20 protein-coding genes are annotated in these 18,237 nt (G+C 74.2%); 13 read left to right on the top strand and 7 right to left on the bottom strand.

Features of this window, described 5'->3' with window-relative positions; translation table 11 throughout:
- Positions 1–93: 93 nt before the first annotated feature.
- The 5 genes from F7P10_RS03215 to F7P10_RS03235 all read left to right on the top strand — a co-directional run bounded on the left by F7P10_RS03215 (position 94) and on the right by F7P10_RS03235 (position 5,252).
- A complete protein-coding gene (locus F7P10_RS03215) occupies positions 94–927 on the top strand; it encodes an LLM class F420-dependent oxidoreductase (RefSeq protein WP_151008007.1) in 834 nt (277 codons plus the stop codon).
- Positions 928–1,236: 309 nt separating this feature from the next.
- Positions 1,237–3,837 (top strand): nitrate- and nitrite sensing domain-containing protein, encoded by a 2,601-nt coding sequence (locus tag F7P10_RS03220; protein WP_151008008.1) that lies wholly within the window; start codon positions 1,237–1,239, stop codon positions 3,835–3,837.
- Positions 3,834–4,274, top strand: coding sequence for a roadblock/LC7 domain-containing protein (locus F7P10_RS03225; protein WP_218040357.1), 441 nt, complete (start codon positions 3,834–3,836; stop codon positions 4,272–4,274). Before F7P10_RS03220 ends, F7P10_RS03225 begins: the two co-directional genes overlap by 4 nt.
- Positions 4,275–4,285: 11 nt before the next feature.
- Positions 4,286–4,660: a DUF742 domain-containing protein gene (locus F7P10_RS03230; RefSeq protein ID WP_151008010.1), complete on the top strand. Its 375-nt coding sequence runs from the start codon at positions 4,286–4,288 to the stop codon at positions 4,658–4,660.
- Positions 4,641–5,252 carry an ATP/GTP-binding protein gene (locus tag F7P10_RS03235; protein ID WP_151008011.1) on the top strand — a complete coding sequence of 204 codons (612 nt, stop codon included), beginning with the start codon at positions 4,641–4,643 and terminating at the stop codon, positions 5,250–5,252. The genes F7P10_RS03230 and F7P10_RS03235 overlap by 20 nt, the downstream gene beginning before the upstream one ends.
- Positions 5,253–5,255: 3 nt before the next feature.
- On the opposite strand, the gene F7P10_RS03240 is transcribed toward F7P10_RS03235, so the two are convergent.
- Positions 5,256–5,849, bottom strand: coding sequence for a TetR/AcrR family transcriptional regulator (locus F7P10_RS03240; RefSeq protein WP_151008012.1), 594 nt, complete (start codon positions 5,847–5,849; stop codon positions 5,256–5,258).
- Between the two features lie 74 nt (positions 5,850–5,923).
- Between F7P10_RS03240 and F7P10_RS03245 the strand changes: the two genes are divergently transcribed.
- Complete coding sequence (locus F7P10_RS03245) at positions 5,924–7,066, top strand: acyl-CoA dehydrogenase family protein (RefSeq protein WP_151008013.1); 1,143 nt, start codon at positions 5,924–5,926, stop codon at positions 7,064–7,066.
- Positions 7,067–7,242: 176 nt separating this feature from the next.
- Here F7P10_RS03245 and F7P10_RS03250 read toward each other — a convergent pair whose 3' ends face one another.
- Positions 7,243–7,536 (bottom strand): DUF3303 family protein, encoded by a 294-nt coding sequence (locus F7P10_RS03250; protein ID WP_151008014.1) that lies wholly within the window; start codon positions 7,534–7,536, stop codon positions 7,243–7,245.
- A gap of 363 nt (positions 7,537–7,899) precedes the next feature.
- Here F7P10_RS03250 and F7P10_RS03255 point away from each other — a divergent pair, with 363 nt between their 5' ends.
- The 3 genes from F7P10_RS03255 to F7P10_RS03265 all read left to right on the top strand — a co-directional run bounded on the left by F7P10_RS03255 (position 7,900) and on the right by F7P10_RS03265 (position 10,510).
- Positions 7,900–8,712 carry a 4Fe-4S dicluster domain-containing protein gene (locus F7P10_RS03255; protein WP_254716720.1) on the top strand — a complete coding sequence of 271 codons (813 nt, stop codon included), beginning with the start codon at positions 7,900–7,902 and terminating at the stop codon, positions 8,710–8,712.
- 74 nt (positions 8,713–8,786) lie between these two features.
- A complete protein-coding gene (nrfD, locus tag F7P10_RS03260) occupies positions 8,787–9,767 on the top strand; it encodes an NrfD/PsrC family molybdoenzyme membrane anchor subunit (RefSeq protein ID WP_151017788.1) in 981 nt (326 codons plus the stop codon).
- Between the two features lie 119 nt (positions 9,768–9,886).
- Complete coding sequence (locus F7P10_RS03265) at positions 9,887–10,510, top strand: hypothetical protein (RefSeq protein WP_151008016.1); 624 nt, start codon at positions 9,887–9,889, stop codon at positions 10,508–10,510.
- A gap of 172 nt (positions 10,511–10,682) precedes the next feature.
- Here the strand turns inward: F7P10_RS03265 and F7P10_RS03270 are convergent, their stop codons facing one another.
- Positions 10,683–11,306 carry a TetR/AcrR family transcriptional regulator gene (locus F7P10_RS03270; protein ID WP_254716367.1) on the bottom strand — a complete coding sequence of 208 codons (624 nt, stop codon included), beginning with the start codon at positions 11,304–11,306 and terminating at the stop codon, positions 10,683–10,685.
- 43 nt (positions 11,307–11,349) lie between these two features.
- Between F7P10_RS03270 and F7P10_RS03275 the strand changes: the two genes are divergently transcribed.
- On the top strand, positions 11,350–11,760 hold the full coding sequence (locus tag F7P10_RS03275) for a DUF3291 domain-containing protein (RefSeq protein ID WP_151008017.1): 411 nt from the start codon (positions 11,350–11,352) through the stop codon (positions 11,758–11,760).
- A 23-nt stretch (positions 11,761–11,783) separates the two neighbouring features.
- Here F7P10_RS03275 and F7P10_RS03280 read toward each other — a convergent pair whose 3' ends face one another.
- From F7P10_RS03280 to F7P10_RS03290, 3 genes are all read right to left on the bottom strand, one after another.
- A complete protein-coding gene (locus F7P10_RS03280) occupies positions 11,784–12,551 on the bottom strand; it encodes a Crp/Fnr family transcriptional regulator (RefSeq protein ID WP_151008018.1) in 768 nt (255 codons plus the stop codon).
- A gap of 131 nt (positions 12,552–12,682) precedes the next feature.
- Complete coding sequence (locus F7P10_RS03285) at positions 12,683–13,471, bottom strand: DUF427 domain-containing protein (protein WP_151008019.1); 789 nt, start codon at positions 13,469–13,471, stop codon at positions 12,683–12,685.
- Positions 13,472–13,480: 9 nt separating this feature from the next.
- Positions 13,481–14,785 carry an erythromycin esterase family protein gene (locus F7P10_RS03290; RefSeq protein ID WP_151008020.1) on the bottom strand — a complete coding sequence of 435 codons (1,305 nt, stop codon included), beginning with the start codon at positions 14,783–14,785 and terminating at the stop codon, positions 13,481–13,483.
- A gap of 346 nt (positions 14,786–15,131) precedes the next feature.
- On the opposite strand from F7P10_RS03290, the gene F7P10_RS03295 reads away from it, so the two are divergent.
- From F7P10_RS03295 to F7P10_RS03305, 3 genes are all read left to right on the top strand, one after another.
- Positions 15,132–16,169 (top strand): DUF2637 domain-containing protein, encoded by a 1,038-nt coding sequence (locus tag F7P10_RS03295; RefSeq protein WP_176611281.1) that lies wholly within the window; start codon positions 15,132–15,134, stop codon positions 16,167–16,169.
- Between the two features lie 79 nt (positions 16,170–16,248).
- Positions 16,249–16,953, top strand: coding sequence for a Sir2 family NAD-dependent protein deacetylase (locus tag F7P10_RS03300; RefSeq protein WP_151008022.1), 705 nt, complete (start codon positions 16,249–16,251; stop codon positions 16,951–16,953).
- The gene (locus tag F7P10_RS03305) at positions 16,950–17,723 is read left to right on the top strand and encodes an ATP-grasp domain-containing protein (RefSeq protein ID WP_151008023.1); all 774 of its coding nucleotides are present in this window, start codon (positions 16,950–16,952) and stop codon (positions 17,721–17,723) included. Before F7P10_RS03300 ends, F7P10_RS03305 begins: the two co-directional genes overlap by 4 nt.
- A 129-nt stretch (positions 17,724–17,852) precedes the next feature.
- Here the strand turns inward: F7P10_RS03305 and F7P10_RS03310 are convergent, their stop codons facing one another.
- Positions 17,853–18,224, bottom strand: a complete 372-nt coding sequence (locus F7P10_RS03310; RefSeq protein ID WP_218040358.1) for a hypothetical protein — start codon at positions 18,222–18,224, stop codon at positions 17,853–17,855.
- Between the last annotated feature and the right edge of the window lie 13 nt (positions 18,225–18,237).

Consider the following 18,237-nt stretch of genomic DNA (forward strand, 5'->3'; position numbering starts at 1 on the left):
AGAAACACCGGACGCGCACGCCGGAACGCGCGCGGATGTGCGTCGGCGCGCGGTGCGGGGCATCATCCGGCCAGGGGCGATGTTGGAGCGAGCATGACGAAGATCGATATCGGCAGGTACGGAATCTGGCGGCCGTGGCCGCGGCTCACCCCGGAGCTGGCGCGCGAGGTGGAGGCGCTCGGCTACGGCGCGATCTGGGTCGGCGGTTCGCCGGACGACCCGGAGGTGGTCGACGGGCTGCTCGCGGCGACGGAGCACATCACGGTCGCGACCGGCATCGTGAACATGTGGGCGACGCCCGCCGAGGAGGCCGCCGCGTCCTACCGGAGGCTGCGGGACGCCCACGGCGAGCGGTTCGTGCTCGGCGTCGGGGTCGGGCACCGGGAGGCGACGCGGGAGTACCGGGCCCCGTACGAGATGATCGGCGACTACCTGGACCGGCTGGACGCCGCGGACGTCCCGGAGGACGGCCGGGTGCTGGCGGCGCTCGGGCCGAAGGTGCTGCGGGTGGCCGCCGAGCGGACGGCGGGCGCGCACCCGTACCTGGTCACGCCCGATCACTCCCGCAAGGCACGGGCCGAAATGGGCGAGGCGCGGCTGCTCGCGCCCGAGCAGAAGGTCGTCCTGGATGCCGACCCGGAGCGGGCCCGCGCGCTCGGCCGGGCGGCCGCCGACATGTACCTGCGGCTGCGGAACTACGTCGCGAACCTGGAGCGGCTGGGCTGGACGGACGAGGACTTCGCCGGCGGCGGCTCCGACGCGCTCATCGACGCCCTGGTGCCGCACGGCGGCACGGCGGCGGTCGCGGCGGCGCTGGAGGCCCACCATGACGCGGGCGCCGATCACGTGGCCGTCCAGCTGCTGACCGAGGACGACGCGGATCCGGTTCCGGGGCTGCGGGCGCTGGCCGGCGAACTCGGGCTCTGACGCTTTTCCGGACGGGCACGCCTTTCCGGGCGGGCGCGCCTTTCCAGCGGGCGTGATACGGCAACCACGTCCACACGGTGTCACTTTCCGGGATCACTCGAGTGCGGAATGCGAATATCCGGAGACGGCAACCCCGACCTCGCAGAACGCGATTCGGAACGGTCTAACGTGATCACTTCATCGCGTTCCGTGCACATGGCGGGTCGCGGCTGTCCTCAACCGGCTTTGCCTCTGGCTTTCCCCAAATGAACGCAAGTATGCTCCGTGGCCTTTGGTGACAGCCGTTTTGATCGCGCGGAGAGTGAAGCAGTGCCGAACCCTCGGGACGCCGGCGGGACGCCCCCGCGGCGGCGCACGCGCCCCATCCGGCGCCGGATCGCGCTGCTGCTGGCGATCCCCCTCAGCGCCCTGCTCGTGATGTGGGGCGTGCCGGCGACGGTCACGTGGACCAACGCCCTGCAGCGGTTCGACTTCTCCACCGTGTACAACGACGTCGGCGTTCCCGCGACGTCGGCGGTCGAGGCCGTCCAGCAGGAGCGGGCCGCCGCCGTCCGGGCGCTGGCGACGGGCAGCAACGCCGACGAGGAGCGGTTCCGGGCGCTCGTGGACAGGACGGACGCGGCCGTGGCCGCGTTCCGCTCGTCCGCGCTGAAGCCGGAGACCCGCGAGGCGATGGACGCCCGGGTCGAGCAGCGCGTGGAGTGGAACACCGGCGCGTTCGACGGCCTCGGCTCGCTGCGCTCCCAGGTGGAGATCGGCGGCACCACGCCGCTGGCCGCGATCAACGGCTACAGCGCGGTGATCGACACCGTGATCCGTACGCTGACGACGCTGGTCAGCGTCGACGACGTCACCGTCTACCGGAACACCAGCGCGGTCCTGCACAACTACTGGGCCCGGGAGTTCATGCTCCGGGAGGACGCGCTGCTCACCGCGCTCGGCGGCGGGTCGATGGACACCGTCAGCCGTGCCGCGTTCGCGTCCTGGGCGGGCAGCCGGGAGCAGTTCTTCGCGCTCGGCGGCGCCGGCGCGGACGGCGAGATCGCCACGATCATGGAGAATCTGGCGGACTCCGGGGAGTACACCGCCTACACGACGCTGGAGAGCGGCGTCGTCAACAACGGGATCGCGCCGTCCCGCCGCGAGTGGCGCGGCACGGTCGACAGGCTCGACCCGGTCTGGCTGCGCGCCGCCCTGGGAGCCAACGACTCGCTGTCCCGCGAGTACGTGGACCCCGCGGGCGACCGGATCATGCTCGGCTTCTACGCCGCGGGCGGGCTGGGACTGCTCGCGGTCATCGCGTCCGTCGCCCTGTCGCTGCTGTTCGCGCGGCGGCTGACCGACGAGCTGCGGCGCCTGCAGGACACGGCGCAGCGGCTCGCGCACGAGCGGCTGCCGGCCGTCGTGGCCCGGCTGCGCAAGGGCGAGACGGTCGACGTGCAGAGCGCGGCGCCCCCGCCCGGGACCGGCGGGACGACCGAGATCGCGCTGGTCGGCGAGGCGTTCGACGCCGTGCAGCGCACCGCGATCGGCGAGGCGATCGCGGAGGCCGAGCTGCGCGCCGGGATCAACCGCGTGTTCATCAACCTGTCGTGGCGGAGCCAGTCGCTGCTGCACCGGCAGCTGCGGCTGCTCGACCAGATGGAGCGCCGCGCGTCCAGCCCGGAGGAGCTCGAGGACCTGTTCCGCCTCGACCACCTCACCACCCGCATGCGGCGGCACGCCGAGGGCCTGGTCATCCTGTCCGGCTCCCCCACGGTGCGGGCCTGGGACCATCCCGTCCCGGCGGAGGACGTGGTGCGGGCCGCGATCGCCGAGGTCGAGGACTACACGCGCGTGGTGGTGACCGGCGCCTCGCGCGCCGCGGTGATCGGCAGCGTGGTCGCCGACGTCATCCACCTGCTCGCCGAGCTGATCGAGAACGCCGCGGCGTTCTCCCCGCCGGCCACCGAGGTGACCGTCAAGGTCGACACGGTCGCCAACGGGCTGGCCGTCGAGGTCGTGGACCGCGGGATCGGGCTGAGCGCGCAGGAGCGCGCCGAGCTGAACCGGCGGCTGGCCAGCGACGTCGAGTTCGACCTGGCCGACACCGACCGGCTCGGCCTGTTCGTCGTCGCCAAGCTCGCGGCACGGCACGGCGTCAAGGTGTCGCTGCAGGCGTCGGCGTACGGGGGCACGACCGCGGTCGTCCTCGTCCCGCACGCGCTGGTCACGGTGGACGACGACCTGGAGCCCGCGTCGGAGGCCGAACGGCGCGTCATGTCCGCGACGGCCGCTCCGCCGCGGCCGAGCGGGCGGCGGTCGGTCACCCGGCTGGAGTCGCTGCCCCGCCTCGGGAGCCGCGACCGGCCGGAGCTGGCCGGGCCGCCCACGCCGACGTACGTCCCGTCGGCCGGACCGCTCTCCGAACCGCCCGCCGACCCGTACGGCCCGCCGGCCGCCGATCCGTACGACCCGCCGGCCGTCGGCCCGGCCGCCGGTCTTTCCGCCGATCCGTACGGCGCGCCCCCGCCCTCCTACCTGCCTTCGGCTCCGCCGCTCCCCGCGCCCGCGCCCGAGCCGGTCGCCGAGCCGGTCGCCGTCGCCGAACCGGTCGCCGAACCGGCTGCGAGGCCGCACGCGGAACCGTCCGTCCCGGTGGGACCCGGCGCCGGCGGCGGGACGGGCGAGGCGGAGTCGAGCGAGGTGACCGGGCGGCTGCCCAGGCGGGTGCGGCAGCGCAACCTCGCGCCGCAGCTGCGGCGGCCGGGCGCGCCACCGGGCGGGGCGGCCGACGACGACTTCCCGGAGCCGAGCCCGGAGCTGAGCCGCGACCTGATGTCCTCGCTACAGTCGGGGTGGTTGCGCGGCAGGGACGAGGGCGGCGATCCGGACGATCTCGAACCACGCGATGAATGGGGGCGATCATGAAGCAGCAGGGGCACGCGAGCGGTGAGCTCGACTGGCTGCTCGACGACCTGGTCGAACGGGTCGGCGAGGTGCATCAGGCGGTGCTGCTGTCCCGCGACGGCCTGGTCATGGGCGCCTCGGGCGGCGTCACCCGCAAGGACGCCGAGTTCCTCGCCGCGCTGTCGTCGGGATTCCACAGCCTGGCCAACGGCGCGCGGGAGCACTTCCAGGCCAAGCACGTACGGCAGACCGTCGTCGAGCTGGACGGCATGCTGTTCTTCATCATGCCGGCGGGCGACGGCAGCTGCCTGGCCGTGCTGAGCGACGCGGGCGGCAACGCCGGCCTCGTCGCCTACGAGACCACCATGCTGATCAAGCGCGTCCGGCGCCAGCTGGGCACCGCGCCGCGCTCGTCCGGCCCCGAGGACCCGGCGGTGCGGGCCGGCACCTCGGGCTGAGGTCGACGGCCGTGGAGACGCCGAGAGAGCGCTGGATCGGCCGGGACGCGGGCCCGGTCGTGCGGCCGTACGCCATGACGCGCGGCCGCACCCGCACCCGCGGGCTCGTCCTCGACCTGGTCACCGTCCTGGTCGCGACCGGCCGCCCGCCGGGCGAGCGGGTGTGGCTGTCGCGCGAGCAGCGCGGGCTGCTGGAGCTGTGCAGGCGGCCCTCCACTCCCGCCGACCTGGCCTCGGAGACCGACCTGCCGTTCCGGGTGGTGCAGATCCTGCTGGAGGACCTGCACCACTACGGCCTCATCGAAGAGGTGCAGCAGGCCCGGCCCGCCGACCGTCCCGATCCCCGGCTACTGATGAGAGTGCTCGATGAACTTCGCCGCCTCTGACGCCGCCTCCGCCGCGGCCCCCGCCGCCGCGCGGGACGACGACGTCCCGCTGCACACGCTGAAGATCCTCGTGGCGGGCGGTTTCGGCGTCGGGAAGACCACGCTGGTGAGCGCGGTCAGCGAGGTGCGCCCGCTGCGCACCGAGGAGACCCTCACCGACGTCTCCACCGGCGTCGACGACCTGCGCGGGGTGGAGGGCAAGACCACCACGACGGTCGCGATGGACTTCGGCCGCATCACCTTCTCCGGCGGCGTGCGGCTGTACCTGTTCGGGACGCCCGGCCAGGAGCGGTTCTGGTTCATGTGGGACCAGATCTCCTACGGCGCGGTGGGCGCCGTCGTCCTGGTCGACACCCGGCGCCTGACGACGAGCTTCGCCTCCATCGACTTCTTCGAGCAGCGCGAGATCCCGTTCGTGATCGCCGCGAACGTCTTCGACGGCGCCCGCCGCTACACGGTCGAGGAGATCCGCGACGCGCTGGACGTCGACCCGCACGTCCCGGTGGTCCTGTGCGACGTGCGCCGCCCGGACGTCGCCAAGGACATCCTGGTCAAACTGGTGGAGCACTCGCTCCAGCAGGCGGGCTACTGACGGTCACGCGGTGATGCGGGCGACGATGAGCGCGGCGAGGGCGGCGTAGGCGGCGGAGTCGTCCAGGCCGGTCTGGGCCTCGATGTCGCCGCGGTGGATCGACTCCATGACCTGTCCGGCGACGGCCCCGACGAACGCCGCGTCCGCCGCGGAGCCGTCCGGGGACGCCTCGCGCACCAGGGCCCGCACGCGGCGGACGGCGAACCCGGTGTTCTCCTTGTAGATCTCGCGGGCCGGCGGGAACGCGTCAAGGTCGGCGAAGAAGGCCGGGGACGCGGGCGCCAGCTCGGCGGAGATCGCCCGCAGGTAGGCGCCGACCCGCTCGCGCGGGCCGTCCCGCACGGGGACGGCGTCGAGCGCGGCCTCGACCCGCCCGGTCGCGCGCCGGAAGAACGCGCGGACGACGGTGACGATGATCTGCTCGCGGCTGGCGGCGACCGTGTAGAGGGTGCTCTTGGAGCAGCGGAGCTCGGCGGCGAGGTCGGCGACGCCGAGCCCGGCGAACCCGCGGGCGAGGAACAGGTCGGTGAGGCGGTCGACGAGGTCGGCGCGGCGGCGTTCCGCGCGCGTTCGTGGCGTGCCGTCCACCGAGGTCATGGCCGGAACAGTACCAAAAAGCGTTCGCCGGTACCCGTTTTGGTACGGTCGGGGTGGACGAGAGGAGCACGCCCATGCCCGCCATCCGCCACCTGCCGACCCAGGAGTCGGCGGACCTGATCGCGCTGACCCGGGAGATCGCGGCCAAGGAGCTGGCGCCGCGGGTCGCGGACGCCGAGCGCACCGGGGAGTTCGCGCGCGAGGTGTTCACGACGCTGGGACGGGCCGGGCTGCTGACGCTCCCCTACCCGGAGGAGTTCGGCGGCGGCGCCCAGCCGTACGAGATCTACCTGCAGGTTCTCGAGGAGATCGGCGCGGTGTGGGCGAGCGTGGGCGTCGGGGTGAGCGTGCACGCGCTGTCGTGCTTCCCGCTGTTCGCGTTCGGGACGGACGAGCAGCGCGCCCGGTGGCTCCCGGACATGCTGTCGGGCGAGCGGCTCGGCGCGTACTGCCTGTCCGAGGCGCACGCGGGGTCGGACCCGGCGGCGATGCGCGCGAAGGCCGTCCGGGACGGTGACGCCTACGTGCTGAACGGCGCGAAGGCGTGGACGACGCACGGCGGGAAGGCCGACTTCTACACGGTGATGGCGCGGACGTCGGACGACGGGGCGCGCGGCATCTCGTGCTTCCACGTGCCGGCCGGGACGGACGGCCTGGAGTTCGACGCCCCCGAGGACAAGATGGGCCTGATGGGCTCGACCACCGCGACCGTGCGGCTGGAGGGCGTCCGGGTCCCGGCCGACCACCTGATCGGGCGGGAGGGGCAGGGGCTGTCGATCGCGCTGGCGGGGCTGGACGCGGGCCGGCTCGGCATCGCGGCGGTCGCGACGGGCCTCGCCCAGGGGGCGCTGGACACGGCGGTCGCGTACGCGAAGGAGCGCGAGGCGTTCGGCAAGGCGATCATCGAGCATCAGGGGCTCGCGTTCGTCCTGGCCGACATGGAGGCCGCGATCGAGTCCGCGCGGGCGACCTACCTGGCGGCGGCGCGGCTGAAGGACGCGGGACTGCCGTACGGGCGGGAGGCGTCGGTGGCGAAGCTGGTCGCGACCGACAACGCGATGAAGGTGACGACCGACGCCGTGCAGGTGCTCGGCGGGGCGGGCTACACGCGCGACTTCCCGGTCGAGCGCAACATGCGCGAGGCGAAGGTCATGCAGATCTTCGAGGGCACGAACCAGATCCAGCGGCTCGTGATCTCCCGCCACCTGGCCCGCTGAGCGCCGCCCTCACCCGGGCGTTCGAGGCACCGGCGGCCCTGTCCCGCGACTGCTTTCGACCTTGGAACGCACTCTGGCCCGCACCATCCCGCGCTTCGCCGTGGCCATCCCGCTTCGTCTCTCATCGAGCGAGCGCACGCCACCGGTCCGGCGGTGCGGTGCCGCGGTGCGGCCGGTCAGCTCCGCAGACCCGCGAGCCCCTTCTGCATCTCGTCGACGTTCATGACCGGATGGATCTCGATCTCCGCGCCGAACTCCTGGAAGAACGTCTCCGCGATGCTCGGCAACTGGGAGCTCTCGCTCATGTCGAAGACGAGCGTGCAGGCCCGCCCGCCGTCGAGGGGGTGGAAGTAGGCGGCTTCGGGCTTGAGGCGTTCCAGCACCGACTGCATGATCTCCGGCAGGTTGCCGTTCGCGACGAGCTCGTTCGAGACCTGGGTGTCCATGCGTGCCCGCAACATCACTCTCATCGCGCTCTCCCCCGGTCGCCGGGCCGGCGCGCCCCCCGCGCTCGCTGGTACCCCGCGACGTCACCGTCAGCGTCTCCCCGGAGGCCCGAGGTAAACGCCCGTCCGGCACCGGCACCGGCACCGGCACCGGCGCCGCTCCGTGGGCGCGTGTAGCGGGCCGCGTCCGGGGAAGGGGGCAGGCACTCGCCCGCCGCGCCCGCCGTGCGGCGGGCGGCGCCGTGCATCACCGCCGCGCACCAGCGACATGGAGGTCATCGGATGGGCCGCTCCGGATCCGGCGGGACGCTCGTCGGCCGCAACCTGCTCGCGGGTCCCGAGCCCGACGTGGCGGGCGACGCCGGGCACCGGGATCCCCCTCCCCGGATGGGGTTCTTCACCGACACGTCGGTGTGCATCGGCTGCAAGGCGTGCGAAGTCGCCTGCAAGGAGTGGAACGCGGTCCCCGAGGACGGCCTGGAGTTCACGGGCATGTCCTACGACAACACGCAGGGGCTCGGCGCCGACACGTGGCGGCACGTCGCGTTCATCGAGCAGGACAGGCCGGTGTCGGCGCGGCCGGACGACGGGACCGTCCCGTCCGCCGAGGGCGACGGCGGGATGCGCTGGCTGATGTCGTCGGACGTCTGCAAGCACTGCACGCACGCGGCGTGCCTGGACGTCTGCCCGACCGGTTCGCTGTTCCGCACCGAGTTCGGCACGGTCGTGGTGCAGGAGGACATCTGCAACGGCTGCGGCTACTGCATCCCGGCGTGCCCCTACGGCGTCATCGACCAGCGCAAGGGCGACGGGCGGGCGTGGAAGTGCACGCTGTGCTACGACCGGCTCGGCGCCGGGATGGAGCCGGCGTGCGCGAAGGCGTGCCCGACCGACTCCATCCAGTACGGGCCGCTGGACGAGCTGCGCGAGCGGGCCACGCTGCGCGTCGAGCAGCTGCACGGCATGGGGGTGGAGGACGCGCGCCTGTACGGGCACGACCCCGAGGACGGAGTCGGCGGCGACGGCGCGTTCTTCCTGCTGCTGGACGAACCGGAGGTGTACGGGCTGCCGCCCGACCCGGTCGTCACCACCCGGGACCTGCCGTCGATCTGGCGGCACACCGGCGCGGCGGCCGCCGCGCTCGCGGGCGGGCTCGCCGCGGTGTTCGCCGTTCACGGCCTGCGGGGAGGCCCGCGGTGAGCGCGCCGGACGCGGGCCGCGAGGACGGCGCGGGCGGGGGTGCGGGCGGGGACGCGCGCCCCGGCCGGGAGGCGATGATCGGGCAGGGCGGCCACGCGCCGGACGGGCGGCGCGGGCGGCGCCGGGGGCGGCGCGGCGAGGCGGCGATGGTGCCGGACGCCGAGTTCCGCTCGTACTACGGCAGGCCCATCCTGAACCCGCCCGTCTGGAAGGCCGCCGACATCGCCGGGTACTTCTTCCTCGGCGGGCTCGCCGGGGCCGGGTCGGTGCTGGCCGCCGGCGCGCACCTCACCGGGCGCCGCGCGGCGGCGCGGGCGCTGAAGATCTCGTCGCTGGCGGCGATCACGGGGTCGACCGCCGCGCTGATCCACGACCTCGGGCGTCCCGCCCGGTTCGCGAACATGCTGCGGGTGATGAAGCCGACGTCCCCGATGAGCATGGGGTCGTGGCTGCTGGCGGCGTACGGCCCGGCGGCGGGCGCGGCGGCGGTGCTGGAGGTCACGGGGCTGCTCCCCCGGCTCGGGCACGCCGCCACGGCCGGCGCGGCGGCGCTCGGCCCGGGCGTCGCCGCCTACACCGCCGCGCTGGCCGCCGACACGGCCGTCCCGGCCTGGCACGAGGGGTACCGGGAGCTGCCGTTCGTGTTCGTGGGCTCGGCCGCCGCGGCGGCGTCCGGGATGGCGCTGGTCGCCGCCCCGGCGCGGGAGACGGCGCCGATGCGGACGGCCGCGGTGTGCGGGACCGCGCTGGAGATCGGGGCGACGAAGCTGATGGAGCGGCGGCTCGGCGTGATCGCCGAGACCTACCGGCAGGGCACGGCCGGCAGGCTGATGCGCGCCGCGCAGGCGCTGACGGTCGCGGGGGCGGCCGGCGGGGCGCTGCTCGGCGGGCGGAGCCGGACGGCCGCGGTCCTCGGCGGCGCGGCCCTGCTGGCGGGCTCGGCCTGCACCCGGTTCGGGGTGTTCCACGCCGGCCTGCGATCCGCGGAGGACCCCAAGTACACGGTGGTGCCGCAGCGCGAGCGGATCCGCGAGCGCGCGGCCGGAGCCGCGTGATCGTCCCGGCGTCCCCCGGATGATCACCGCCCGGCGGGCGGCATAGGCTGGAGCCGTCGGGGGCCCGCGAGAGCGGCGCGTGGCCGGTAGGTACGCCGTCTGCGGGGTAGATGGGAATCATGCGGGACGCACCGGGACGTTTCGACCTCACGATGCTGCACGCCGCGTACGGCGCGTTCCGCCGCGACGTCGACTGGCTGGCCGCCGACGGCGGCTCCAGCCCCGTGGCGGCGGACGTGTGGACGCTGTTCTCGCTGCACTGGCGGGCGCAGCAGGCCGCGGAGCGGCGGGCGCTGTGGTCGGTGATGCGGCACGTGCCCGGCGGCGCGTCCGGCCGGGCCGCCGCCCTGGACGCGATGGACGCCCTGGCGGTCCGCGTCGTCCCGCTGATCGACGCGATGGACGCGGCGGTGGAGCACCACGACGCGCGGCTGGTCACCGGCTACGCGCGCGACCTCCGGCAGGCGGTGCGCACGCTCCTGGCCCACAAGGAGGAGAACGTCCTGCCGCTGATCCACGACAGCCTCACGGCGTTCGAGTGGGGCACCTTCGACGTCGAGTTCCGGCACGAGATCGGCGTCCGCGGGCTGCGGCTCTTCCTGCCCTGGGTGCTGGACGGGGCGCCGGAGCCGACCCGCCGCGCGGTGCTGGGGATGCAGCCGGTGCCGATCCGGCTGGTCTGCCGCCGCAGCTGGCTGCCGCGCTACCGGCGCCGCAGGCACGGCGCCGTCCCCGCCTTCTGACCTTTCCGTCGGTGCCGGGCTCCGGGCCCGCTCGGGAGCGCACCCGGTGTGGGGGCCGCGGTTCGCGAACGGGAGAAGCAGAGCCGCCGGTCGTTCGACGTCCCGCGCGAGCCCGCCGCGCCGCCCGACGGCCGGAGCAGGGGCGGCGCGAGCGCACGGGACGGCCGGGGCCTCAGGGCCGGAACAGGTGCGCGATGACCGGCGCGGCGGCGTCGACCGGGTCGTCGCCCAGCCGGGCCGGGAGGGCGCCGCTCAGCCACAGGTCCGCGAAGCCGTGCACGATCGACCACGCGGCGACGGCCGCGGTGCCGTCGGCGTCCGCCTCCGCGCCGGGGACGATGCCGTGCACGCCGCGGGCGAGGACGGCGTCCGCGCGGGCCCGCGCGGACGCCAGGTCCGGGTCGTCCCGCCGGTAGAGCTGGGGACGGAACATCACCGCGAAGTGGGCGGGGTTGCCGACGGCGAACCTGACGTAGGCGAGCCCGGTCGCGTGCAGGTCGTCGCCCGCGGCCTCCAGGGCGTCGGCGAACCGCGCGTAGCCCTCGGCGGCGACGGCCGTCAGCACGCCCGTCTTGTCGCCGAAGTGGTGGGCGGGGGCGGCGTGCGAGACGCCCGCCCGGCGGGCCAGCTCGCGCAGGCTCCAGCCCGCCGGGCCCGACTCGGCGATGGCGTCGGCGGCGGCGTCCAGGACGGCGCGCCGCAGGTTCCCGTGGTGGTAGCTCGACTGCTCGATGGTGTCCTCCTCCGTCCCGCCGATCCTATCTTTCCATTGACAAGTTCGCTGCGGAGGATGCAATCTAGGCAGTGTCTAGATAACCCCGCCGAGAAGGAGAGAGCACATGCCCACGCTGCCCTGGATCGCCGTGGAGTCTCCGGACCCGGACGCCGAGGTGCTGGTGATGGCGTCCCGCCTGGAGGTCCGCTCACTGCGACACGTCCCCGGTTTCTTCCTCGCCTCGCTCGCCCTGCTGCGCCAGGCGCGCACGTCGCCGGGGGCGCACGGGTTCACGCTGAAGGCCGACCTGACGAAGCGGACGTTCTGGACGCTGTCCGCCTGGTACGACCGCGGGGCCCTGCAGGCCTACTCGTCCGCCGAACCGCACCTGTCCACCATGCGCCGCAAGCGCGCGGTGATGCGCGACTCGACGTTCGTGTTCTGGACGGTCCGGGGCGCCGACCTGCCGATCGGCTGGCCGGACGCGCAGGAGCGGCTCGCCGCGAAGGCCCGCGAGCCCGCCGCGCGGAGCTGACGCGCCCGGATCCGGACCGGCGGTCAGCCGGACCGGTGGCCGGTGCGGCCGGGGCGCGCGGTCCGGGCGCCCGGAGCGTCCGGATCGTCGGGATCCCGGTCGGCGTAGTCGCGCAGGCCCGGCAGGTCGAGGACGACGATCCGGCGGCGTCCGGTTCGGATCAGCCCGGCGCGGCGCAGCACGGTGAGCGCGCGCGCGACCGTCTCGCGGGACGCGTCGGTCCAGCTGCCGAGTTCGGCCTGGGAGAGCGGCGGGCCGATCTCGATCGCGCCGTCGGGGGCGGGCGGGACGTGGTGCGCGGACCGTTCGGCGAGCTGCGCGAGCAGCAGCGCGAGCCGGCGGGCGCCGCGGGCGGCGGCGTGCGCCTGCAGGCGGCGGTCGTGATCGTCGAGCCGGTGCACGAACGTCCCGGTGACCAGCCGCCACACGTCCGGGTGGGTCTCCAGGAACCCGGTGAAGCGGGACGCCGGGACGACCAGCGCGCGGATCGGCGACAGCGCCGTCACCGTCGCCGACCGGGTGCGGCCGCCGAGCGCGGCGCTCTCGGCGATCAGGTCGCCGGGGCCGCGGACCGCGAGCACCACGTCGTGGCCGTCCTCGGTCGTCGCGGTGATCTTCGCCCAGCCGCGCTCGATCACGATGACGTGGTCGGACTCGTCGCCCTGGTAGACGAGCGGCGCGCGGGCGCCGAACTGCCGGACGCGCGCGACGGCGCGGAGCGCGGCCTGCTGGGCGGCGTCGAGCGCCGGCCAGAAGCCGGGGTGCTGGGAGGAGGGCGCGTGCGGGGCCAACGGTCCTCCTTGCGCGGTGTCGCGGCGTTGTCAGGGTGCGGATCCGTCACCCGAACGGTAAACCGGCGTCGCGGGCGAGGCAACGTGCGATCACCGTCCGGGTGCGGATCACCTCCGCCGCCGGACGCCCGTCACGGCGCGGGCGGGCCGACCTCGAACGTCAGGTCGTCGTGGTCGAACGACAGGTGACCGGCGACCTTGGCGCCGTCCACCAGCGGCTCCTCGTACGACCACCCCACGTCGGCGGCGCCGTCCCGCAGCGACCAGTACGTCGCCTCCCCCTTGTAGGGGCACACCGTGCGGGTGCCGCTGCGCACCAGGAGATCGGTGTTCACGTCCTCGGCCGGGATGTAGAACCGGTTCACCAGACCCGTCTCCGACAGCAGCTTCGCCCGCCCGGTGTCCGCGAGGACGTCGCCGCCCCGCAGGACACGGACGCGCCGGGACGTCGCGCGGGCGTCCACGCGGTGGAACGGGTCGCGCAGGTGCCCCCGCACTTCCTCGTCCTCGTCGAACCAGGCGTCCATCCGGCCCCAGTAGAACGCCATGTACCCGCGCAGCCAGGACGAGTCCGGAAGCGGCTCCGGGTAGGCCCAGACGGCGTTCTCGGCGGCCCGGTCGCCCACCCGCAGCGTCCAGTAAGCGGCGTCGCCCTTGAACGGGCAGTGCGTGGTGTGCTCGGTTTTCTCCAGCAGGTCGGTGCGGACGTCGTCCTCCGGCACGTACAGGACGGGCAGGAGCCCGGTCTCGTGCACGAACTTGCCTCGTTCGGTGTCGAGGACGGTCTCGCCCGCGAAGCGGGCCCGGACGCGCCTCGGGAAGTCGTTCGCGAACAGCCGGTGCTTGGGGCCGTCGATCGTGAAGTTGACCATCTCGCCGGGCGAGCCCGCCAGCGGGCCGGGCGGCATGGTGAGCGACATCGGTGTCTCCTATACGCCGGTCGGCATCGTCTCCAGCTCGCCGAGGCGCGCCCGCTCCCGGTGGAGCGGCTGCAGCGCGGTCGTGGTGCGGAACCAGCACAGCGCGTCGTAGCGCTCGGCGAGGTTCGTGGGGACGTACTGGCGCCCGTCCCGGTCGGGGTCGTAGACGACGCCGATCGCGCGGTGCCCCAGGGTGCGGGTGAGGAAGGACGGCTTGTCCCGTTCGGGCGGCATCACGAACATGCCGCGATGCAGCTCCGACTCGGCCAGCACGGCCTCCAGCGACCCCGGCCGGGGCCGCGGGACCGCCATCGCCTCCATCGGGTCGCCCCAGCCGGGCGCCGCGATCACCTCGCCGGGGCCGCCCGCGAAGCCGACCGCGACCACCTGGCCGCGCCCGTGCCGCTCCCGGGCGAGCTGCCCGATGCTGACCATCCCCGCACCCGCCATGTCGGTGGCGCGCGCGTCGCCGACATGGGTGTTGTGCGCCCACACCACGGCCTTGCCGGGACGTCCCCCGGCGGCGTGGAACTCCATCAGCCGGTCGAGGGTGTCGGCCATGTGGACGTCGCGGACGTTCCACGCCTCCGCCCCACCGCTGATCATGGACCGATAGTAACGCTCGGCCCCCGCGGCGACCTCGGCGTTCTGCCGGGCGTCGAACTCGGCGTCCCGCTCGTGGTCGCGGGCGTGCCCGACGGGACGGCGCAGCCGGGTGAGCAGCGCCAGCACCTCGTCCTCGCACCCCTGCGGGACGAGCGACGCGTTCCAGCCGTAGGACTGCGGGTCCTGACCGTGCGGCTCGAAGCACCGGTAGGCCTCCAGGGCCGTGTCGAGGTACTCCGGGCGGCGGTCGGCGAGGTAGTCGACGACCGCGCGCAGCGACTCCCACAGGCTGTAGACGTCGAGCCCGTAGAACGCGGCGCGCGCCTCCGGCGGCAGGCCCGCGTTGCGGTCGCGCAGCCAGCGGCAGAACCGGACGGTCTCCTCGTTGGCCCACATCCACGTCGGCCAGCGGGCGTAGGCGTCCAGCTCGTCGCGCGGGTCGGCGGCGGCGCCGGGCGCGAGCGTCACCGACCGCCCGACGCGGCGGCAGTCCGGCCAGTCCCCCTCGACGGCGACGAACGAGAATCCGCGGTCGGCGATCAGGTGCCGGGTGATCGCGGCCCGCATCGCGTAGTACTCGTGCGTCCCGTGGCTGGCCTCGCCCAGCAGCACGATCGAGGCGTCCCCGATCCGGTCCAGAAGCGGATCGAGGTCCTCCTCGTACTCCAGCTGCAGGGCGGCGCCGCGCACGTCGTCGGCATCGCTCATCGGTGATCCCCCTTTTCCCCGATGTTCCGCCTTTCCGTCGTGCCCCCGCCCTGCCCAGGACGAGCGAATCAACTCGCAGGCGAAACATCCCTTTTGTCGGGGTTTACTCGGGATGCGGGAGGCCAGGCACAGGGGTGAGGGCGTCCCGTCGCGGCGATCCGCCCCTGCGGGGACGCCTAATTCGTCGACCGTGACCTGGAAGTGATGGGATTACCCCGCGAAGCGCGGTTGAAACGGATAGTCTCCCGACGATCACCTTTGGTCGCGTCGGGAAGTCTGGAGCGTACGCCGCATGAGCGCTGCCAACCGCGTACAGGTCATCACACGGTGGGGGGCCATATCCTTCATGGCGGCAGCGGTCATCACCGCCACCGCCGGTGGTTTCGCCCAGTCCTACGCCGGTCTGTACCACTGGGCACTGGAACACGGTCTGACCGGCTGGAAGGCCAGCTCGTTCCCGCTGCTGGTCGACCTCTTCATCATCGTCGGCGAGCTGGGCCTGTTCCTGCTCGCCGTGGACGCGTTCGTCCTGCACCGCCGGAGCGCGATGAGCTGGCTGGACTTCTTCCTGCCGCTGACGATCGCCCTCGCCGGCTGGACCGCGAGCCTCATCTTCAACGTCGGGCATGTCGGCAACCGGACGTTCTCTTACCAGGTGACGGCCGCCGTACCGCCGATAGTGTCCATGCTCGGCCTGTTCGTTCTGCTGCGAACACTGCATCGGTACGTGTCGCAGAAAGCCGAGGAGGCCGACGCCGAGCCGCCCAAGCAGCCCGAACCGCAGGCCCGCGCCATCGCCGGGCCCGTCACCCTGCAGCAGATCACGCTGATGCCGCTGCGCAACACCGGCCCGCTCCCGCAGATCCAGGTCCCCGGGCACACCGGCAAGGCGCTCGGCCCCGCCGCCGCGACGGCCGCGCCGGAGGCCCCCGCGACCGCCGCCGAGACGCCGCCCGCGCCGCCGGCCCCGAAGGCCGAGCCCGCCGCGCAGGCCCCGGCCCCGGTGCCCGAGCCGGAACTGGCCGTCGCCAGCGCCGCCGCGCGCCGCGAGATGAACGGGCACGGCACCGTCACCACCGTCGAGGAGCCCGCCCCGGCCCCCGCGCCCGACCCGGAGGCCCTGCGGGCGCTCGCGCTGGAGGCGCTCGAACGCCACCACGGCGACATCGCCGCGACGCACGCCGAGGTCCGCGCTGCCGGGCACGTCTGCGACGAGACCGAGATCAAGCGGATCAGCGACAACCACTGGTTCCCGTACGCGGTGTACCGGCTGCTGGCCAAGCACGACGGCGACGGCGAGAAGGTCGCCGCCGACCTCGGCCGGCAGGGCATCCACTACGACCGGGCCATGCTGGACGAACTCGTCCGCAGCTGGCACCTGTGACAACCGGGTTCTGAGCGACGCCGCCCGCGACGGGAAATTCCGTCGCGGGCGGCCTTTTCTCCCTCGTACGGTGTCGCGCATGTCCAAGCGAATCGCGGTGCTGACGGGTGCGGGCATCTCCACCGACTCCGGCATTCCCGACTACCGGGGCCCGTCCGGCGTGTGGACCCGCGACCCCGAACTCGCCGGGCTCTTCACCCGGAAGCACTTCCTCGCCAACGCCGGCGTCCGGCGCCGTTTCTGGCGCGCCCTGACCCTCTACGACGACGTCGAGCCCAACCCCGCGCACCTCGCGCTGGCCGAACTGGAGCGCACGACGGCCGTCCGGATCCTGACGCAGAACGTCGACGGGCTGCACCAGAAGGCGGGCTCGACGCCCCGGAAGGTCCTCGAACTCCACGGCAACCTGGCGGCGACCGAGTGCATGCGGTGCCACGCCCGCACCCCGACGGCCGAGGTGCTGGCACGCGGCGAGGACGATCCCGCGTGCACCGGCTGCGGCGGCGTCCTGCAGCCGTCGATCGTCCTGTTCGGCCAGCACCTGAACGCCGGCGTGCTCTCGCACGCGGCGAACATCGCGCGGGCCTCGGAGGTGTTCGTGGCCGTCGGCTCGTCCCTCGGCGTCGAACCCGCCGCGGGCCTGTGCGCCGTCGCGGCCGAGTCCGGCGCGACGGTCGTCATCGTCAACCGCGACCCGACGCCCTACGACCACCTCGCGGCGACGATCGTCCGGGAACCGATCGGGGAGGCGCTGCCCGCGCTCTGCACCGAACTCGCGGGATGAGCGACCGCGTCCTGCTGCTGCCTCCGGCGGCCACGGCCACCGCGAGCCGGCTGGCCGGCGCGGCCGCGGCCCGGGGCCTGCGGGCCCGGACGCTGCACCGCCGTCCCGTCCCGTCCGGCCTGCGGGGACGGGCGCACGTGTACGGCGGCGAGGCGTTCGCGTCCGAGGTCGCGGCGGCGCTGGACGTCGCGCTGCTCGTGCCCGGTCCCGGCTGGCTGCCCGGCCTGCCCGCGGAGTTCACGGGACGGCGCGTCCGGCTCGCGCCGCCCGCCGAGGCCCGCGCGCTGGACCGGCCGGCGTTCGTGAAGCCCGCGTCCGGCAAGGCGTTCGCCCCCGGCGTGTACGAGCCCGGACGCCCGCCGGACGACCTGCCCGACTCGGCGCCCGTCCTGCTGTCCGACCCGGTGACGTTCGCGGGCGAGTACCGCCTGCACGTCCTGGACGGGGCGGTGCGCGCCGCGTCCCGCTACGCGCTCCACGGCGCGCTCGACGCGGCTCCCCTCGACGTCCTGCCGGAACGCGCGGCGGTCGAGTCCTTCGCCATGGACCTGCTCGCCCACGCCGCCCCCGGGCTGCCGAGCGCGGTCGTCGTCGACGTCGGCCTGATCATCGCGCCGGGCCCGCCCCGCTACGCGGTGGTCGAGGCCAACGAGGCGTGGTTCAGCAACTGCTACGCGGCTCCGCCGGACCGGGTGCTGGACGTCGTCCTGCGCGCCGCCGCGCCCCGCGCCGACCTCGCCGCCCGCGACGCCCCCTTCGTCCGCCCCTGACCCTTACGTATCACGGCCTGTTCTCCGCGCCACTCGTCGAGCGGCCGCAGTGAGCCGTCCGGCTCACCGGGCGCGAGCCGATCCGCCGTGGCGGCCGGCACCACACCCGCGGAGGGTCCCGCGACGGGGTCAGCCTTCGACCAGTTCCATCAGCACGTCCGCCGCCCCGGGGACGCCCTGCTCGGCGAGGCGCCGCACCTCCCGCACGTCGCCCCGCTCGGCCGCCGTCTCCACCAACTGCTCGGCCGCCGTGGTGTCGCCGTCGTCCGCCAGACGACGCAACACCTCTACGTCGCCGCGTTCGGCGGCCAGTTCGATCAGCTGATCGGCCGCCCCGGCGACACCTCGGCGGGCGAGACGCTCCAGCTCGGCCACGTCGCCCGATTCCCCCGCCAGCTGCACCAGCTCGTCGGCGGCGGTCGTGTCGCCATCGCCGGCCAGACGGCGCAGGAGATCCATGTCGCCGCACTCGGCTCGTTCTCGCGGGTCGGCCTCGTCCATGTCGCACCCTCTC

Origin of the sequence: Actinomadura sp. WMMB 499 (assembly GCF_008824145.1) — a bacterium.
In the GTDB taxonomy this organism is placed as follows: domain Bacteria; phylum Actinomycetota; class Actinomycetes; order Streptosporangiales; family Streptosporangiaceae; genus Spirillospora.

What these genes read in the sequence shown, in the direction of transcription:
- F7P10_RS03215 (WP_151008007.1), top strand. Translation starts at nt 94, where the DNA reads ATGACGAAGATCGATATCGGCAGGTACGGAATCTGGCGGCCGTGGCCG.
- F7P10_RS03225 (WP_218040357.1), top strand. Translation starts at nt 3,834, where the DNA reads ATGAAGCAGCAGGGGCACGCGAGCGGTGAGCTCGACTGGCTGCTCGAC.
- F7P10_RS03235 (WP_151008011.1), top strand. Translation starts at nt 4,641, where the DNA reads ATGAACTTCGCCGCCTCTGACGCCGCCTCCGCCGCGGCCCCCGCCGCC.
- F7P10_RS03240 (WP_151008012.1), bottom strand. Translation starts at nt 5,849, where the DNA reads ATGACCTCGGTGGACGGCACGCCACGAACGCGCGCGGAACGCCGCCGC.
- F7P10_RS03245 (WP_151008013.1), top strand. Translation starts at nt 5,924, where the DNA reads ATGCCCGCCATCCGCCACCTGCCGACCCAGGAGTCGGCGGACCTGATC.
- F7P10_RS03250 (WP_151008014.1), bottom strand. Translation starts at nt 7,536, where the DNA reads ATGAGAGTGATGTTGCGGGCACGCATGGACACCCAGGTCTCGAACGAG.
- F7P10_RS03255 (WP_254716720.1), top strand. Translation starts at nt 7,900, where the DNA reads ATGGGGTTCTTCACCGACACGTCGGTGTGCATCGGCTGCAAGGCGTGC.
- nrfD (WP_151017788.1), top strand. Translation starts at nt 8,787, where the DNA reads ATGATCGGGCAGGGCGGCCACGCGCCGGACGGGCGGCGCGGGCGGCGC.
- F7P10_RS03265 (WP_151008016.1), top strand. Translation starts at nt 9,887, where the DNA reads ATGCGGGACGCACCGGGACGTTTCGACCTCACGATGCTGCACGCCGCG.
- F7P10_RS03275 (WP_151008017.1), top strand. Translation starts at nt 11,350, where the DNA reads ATGCCCACGCTGCCCTGGATCGCCGTGGAGTCTCCGGACCCGGACGCC.
- F7P10_RS03285 (WP_151008019.1), bottom strand. Translation starts at nt 13,471, where the DNA reads ATGTCGCTCACCATGCCGCCCGGCCCGCTGGCGGGCTCGCCCGGCGAG.
- F7P10_RS03290 (WP_151008020.1), bottom strand. Translation starts at nt 14,785, where the DNA reads ATGAGCGATGCCGACGACGTGCGCGGCGCCGCCCTGCAGCTGGAGTAC.
- F7P10_RS03295 (WP_176611281.1), top strand. Translation starts at nt 15,132, where the DNA reads ATGGCGGCAGCGGTCATCACCGCCACCGCCGGTGGTTTCGCCCAGTCC.
- F7P10_RS03300 (WP_151008022.1), top strand. Translation starts at nt 16,249, where the DNA reads ATGTCCAAGCGAATCGCGGTGCTGACGGGTGCGGGCATCTCCACCGAC.
- F7P10_RS03305 (WP_151008023.1), top strand. Translation starts at nt 16,950, where the DNA reads ATGAGCGACCGCGTCCTGCTGCTGCCTCCGGCGGCCACGGCCACCGCG.
- F7P10_RS03310 (WP_218040358.1), bottom strand. Translation starts at nt 18,224, where the DNA reads ATGGACGAGGCCGACCCGCGAGAACGAGCCGAGTGCGGCGACATGGAT.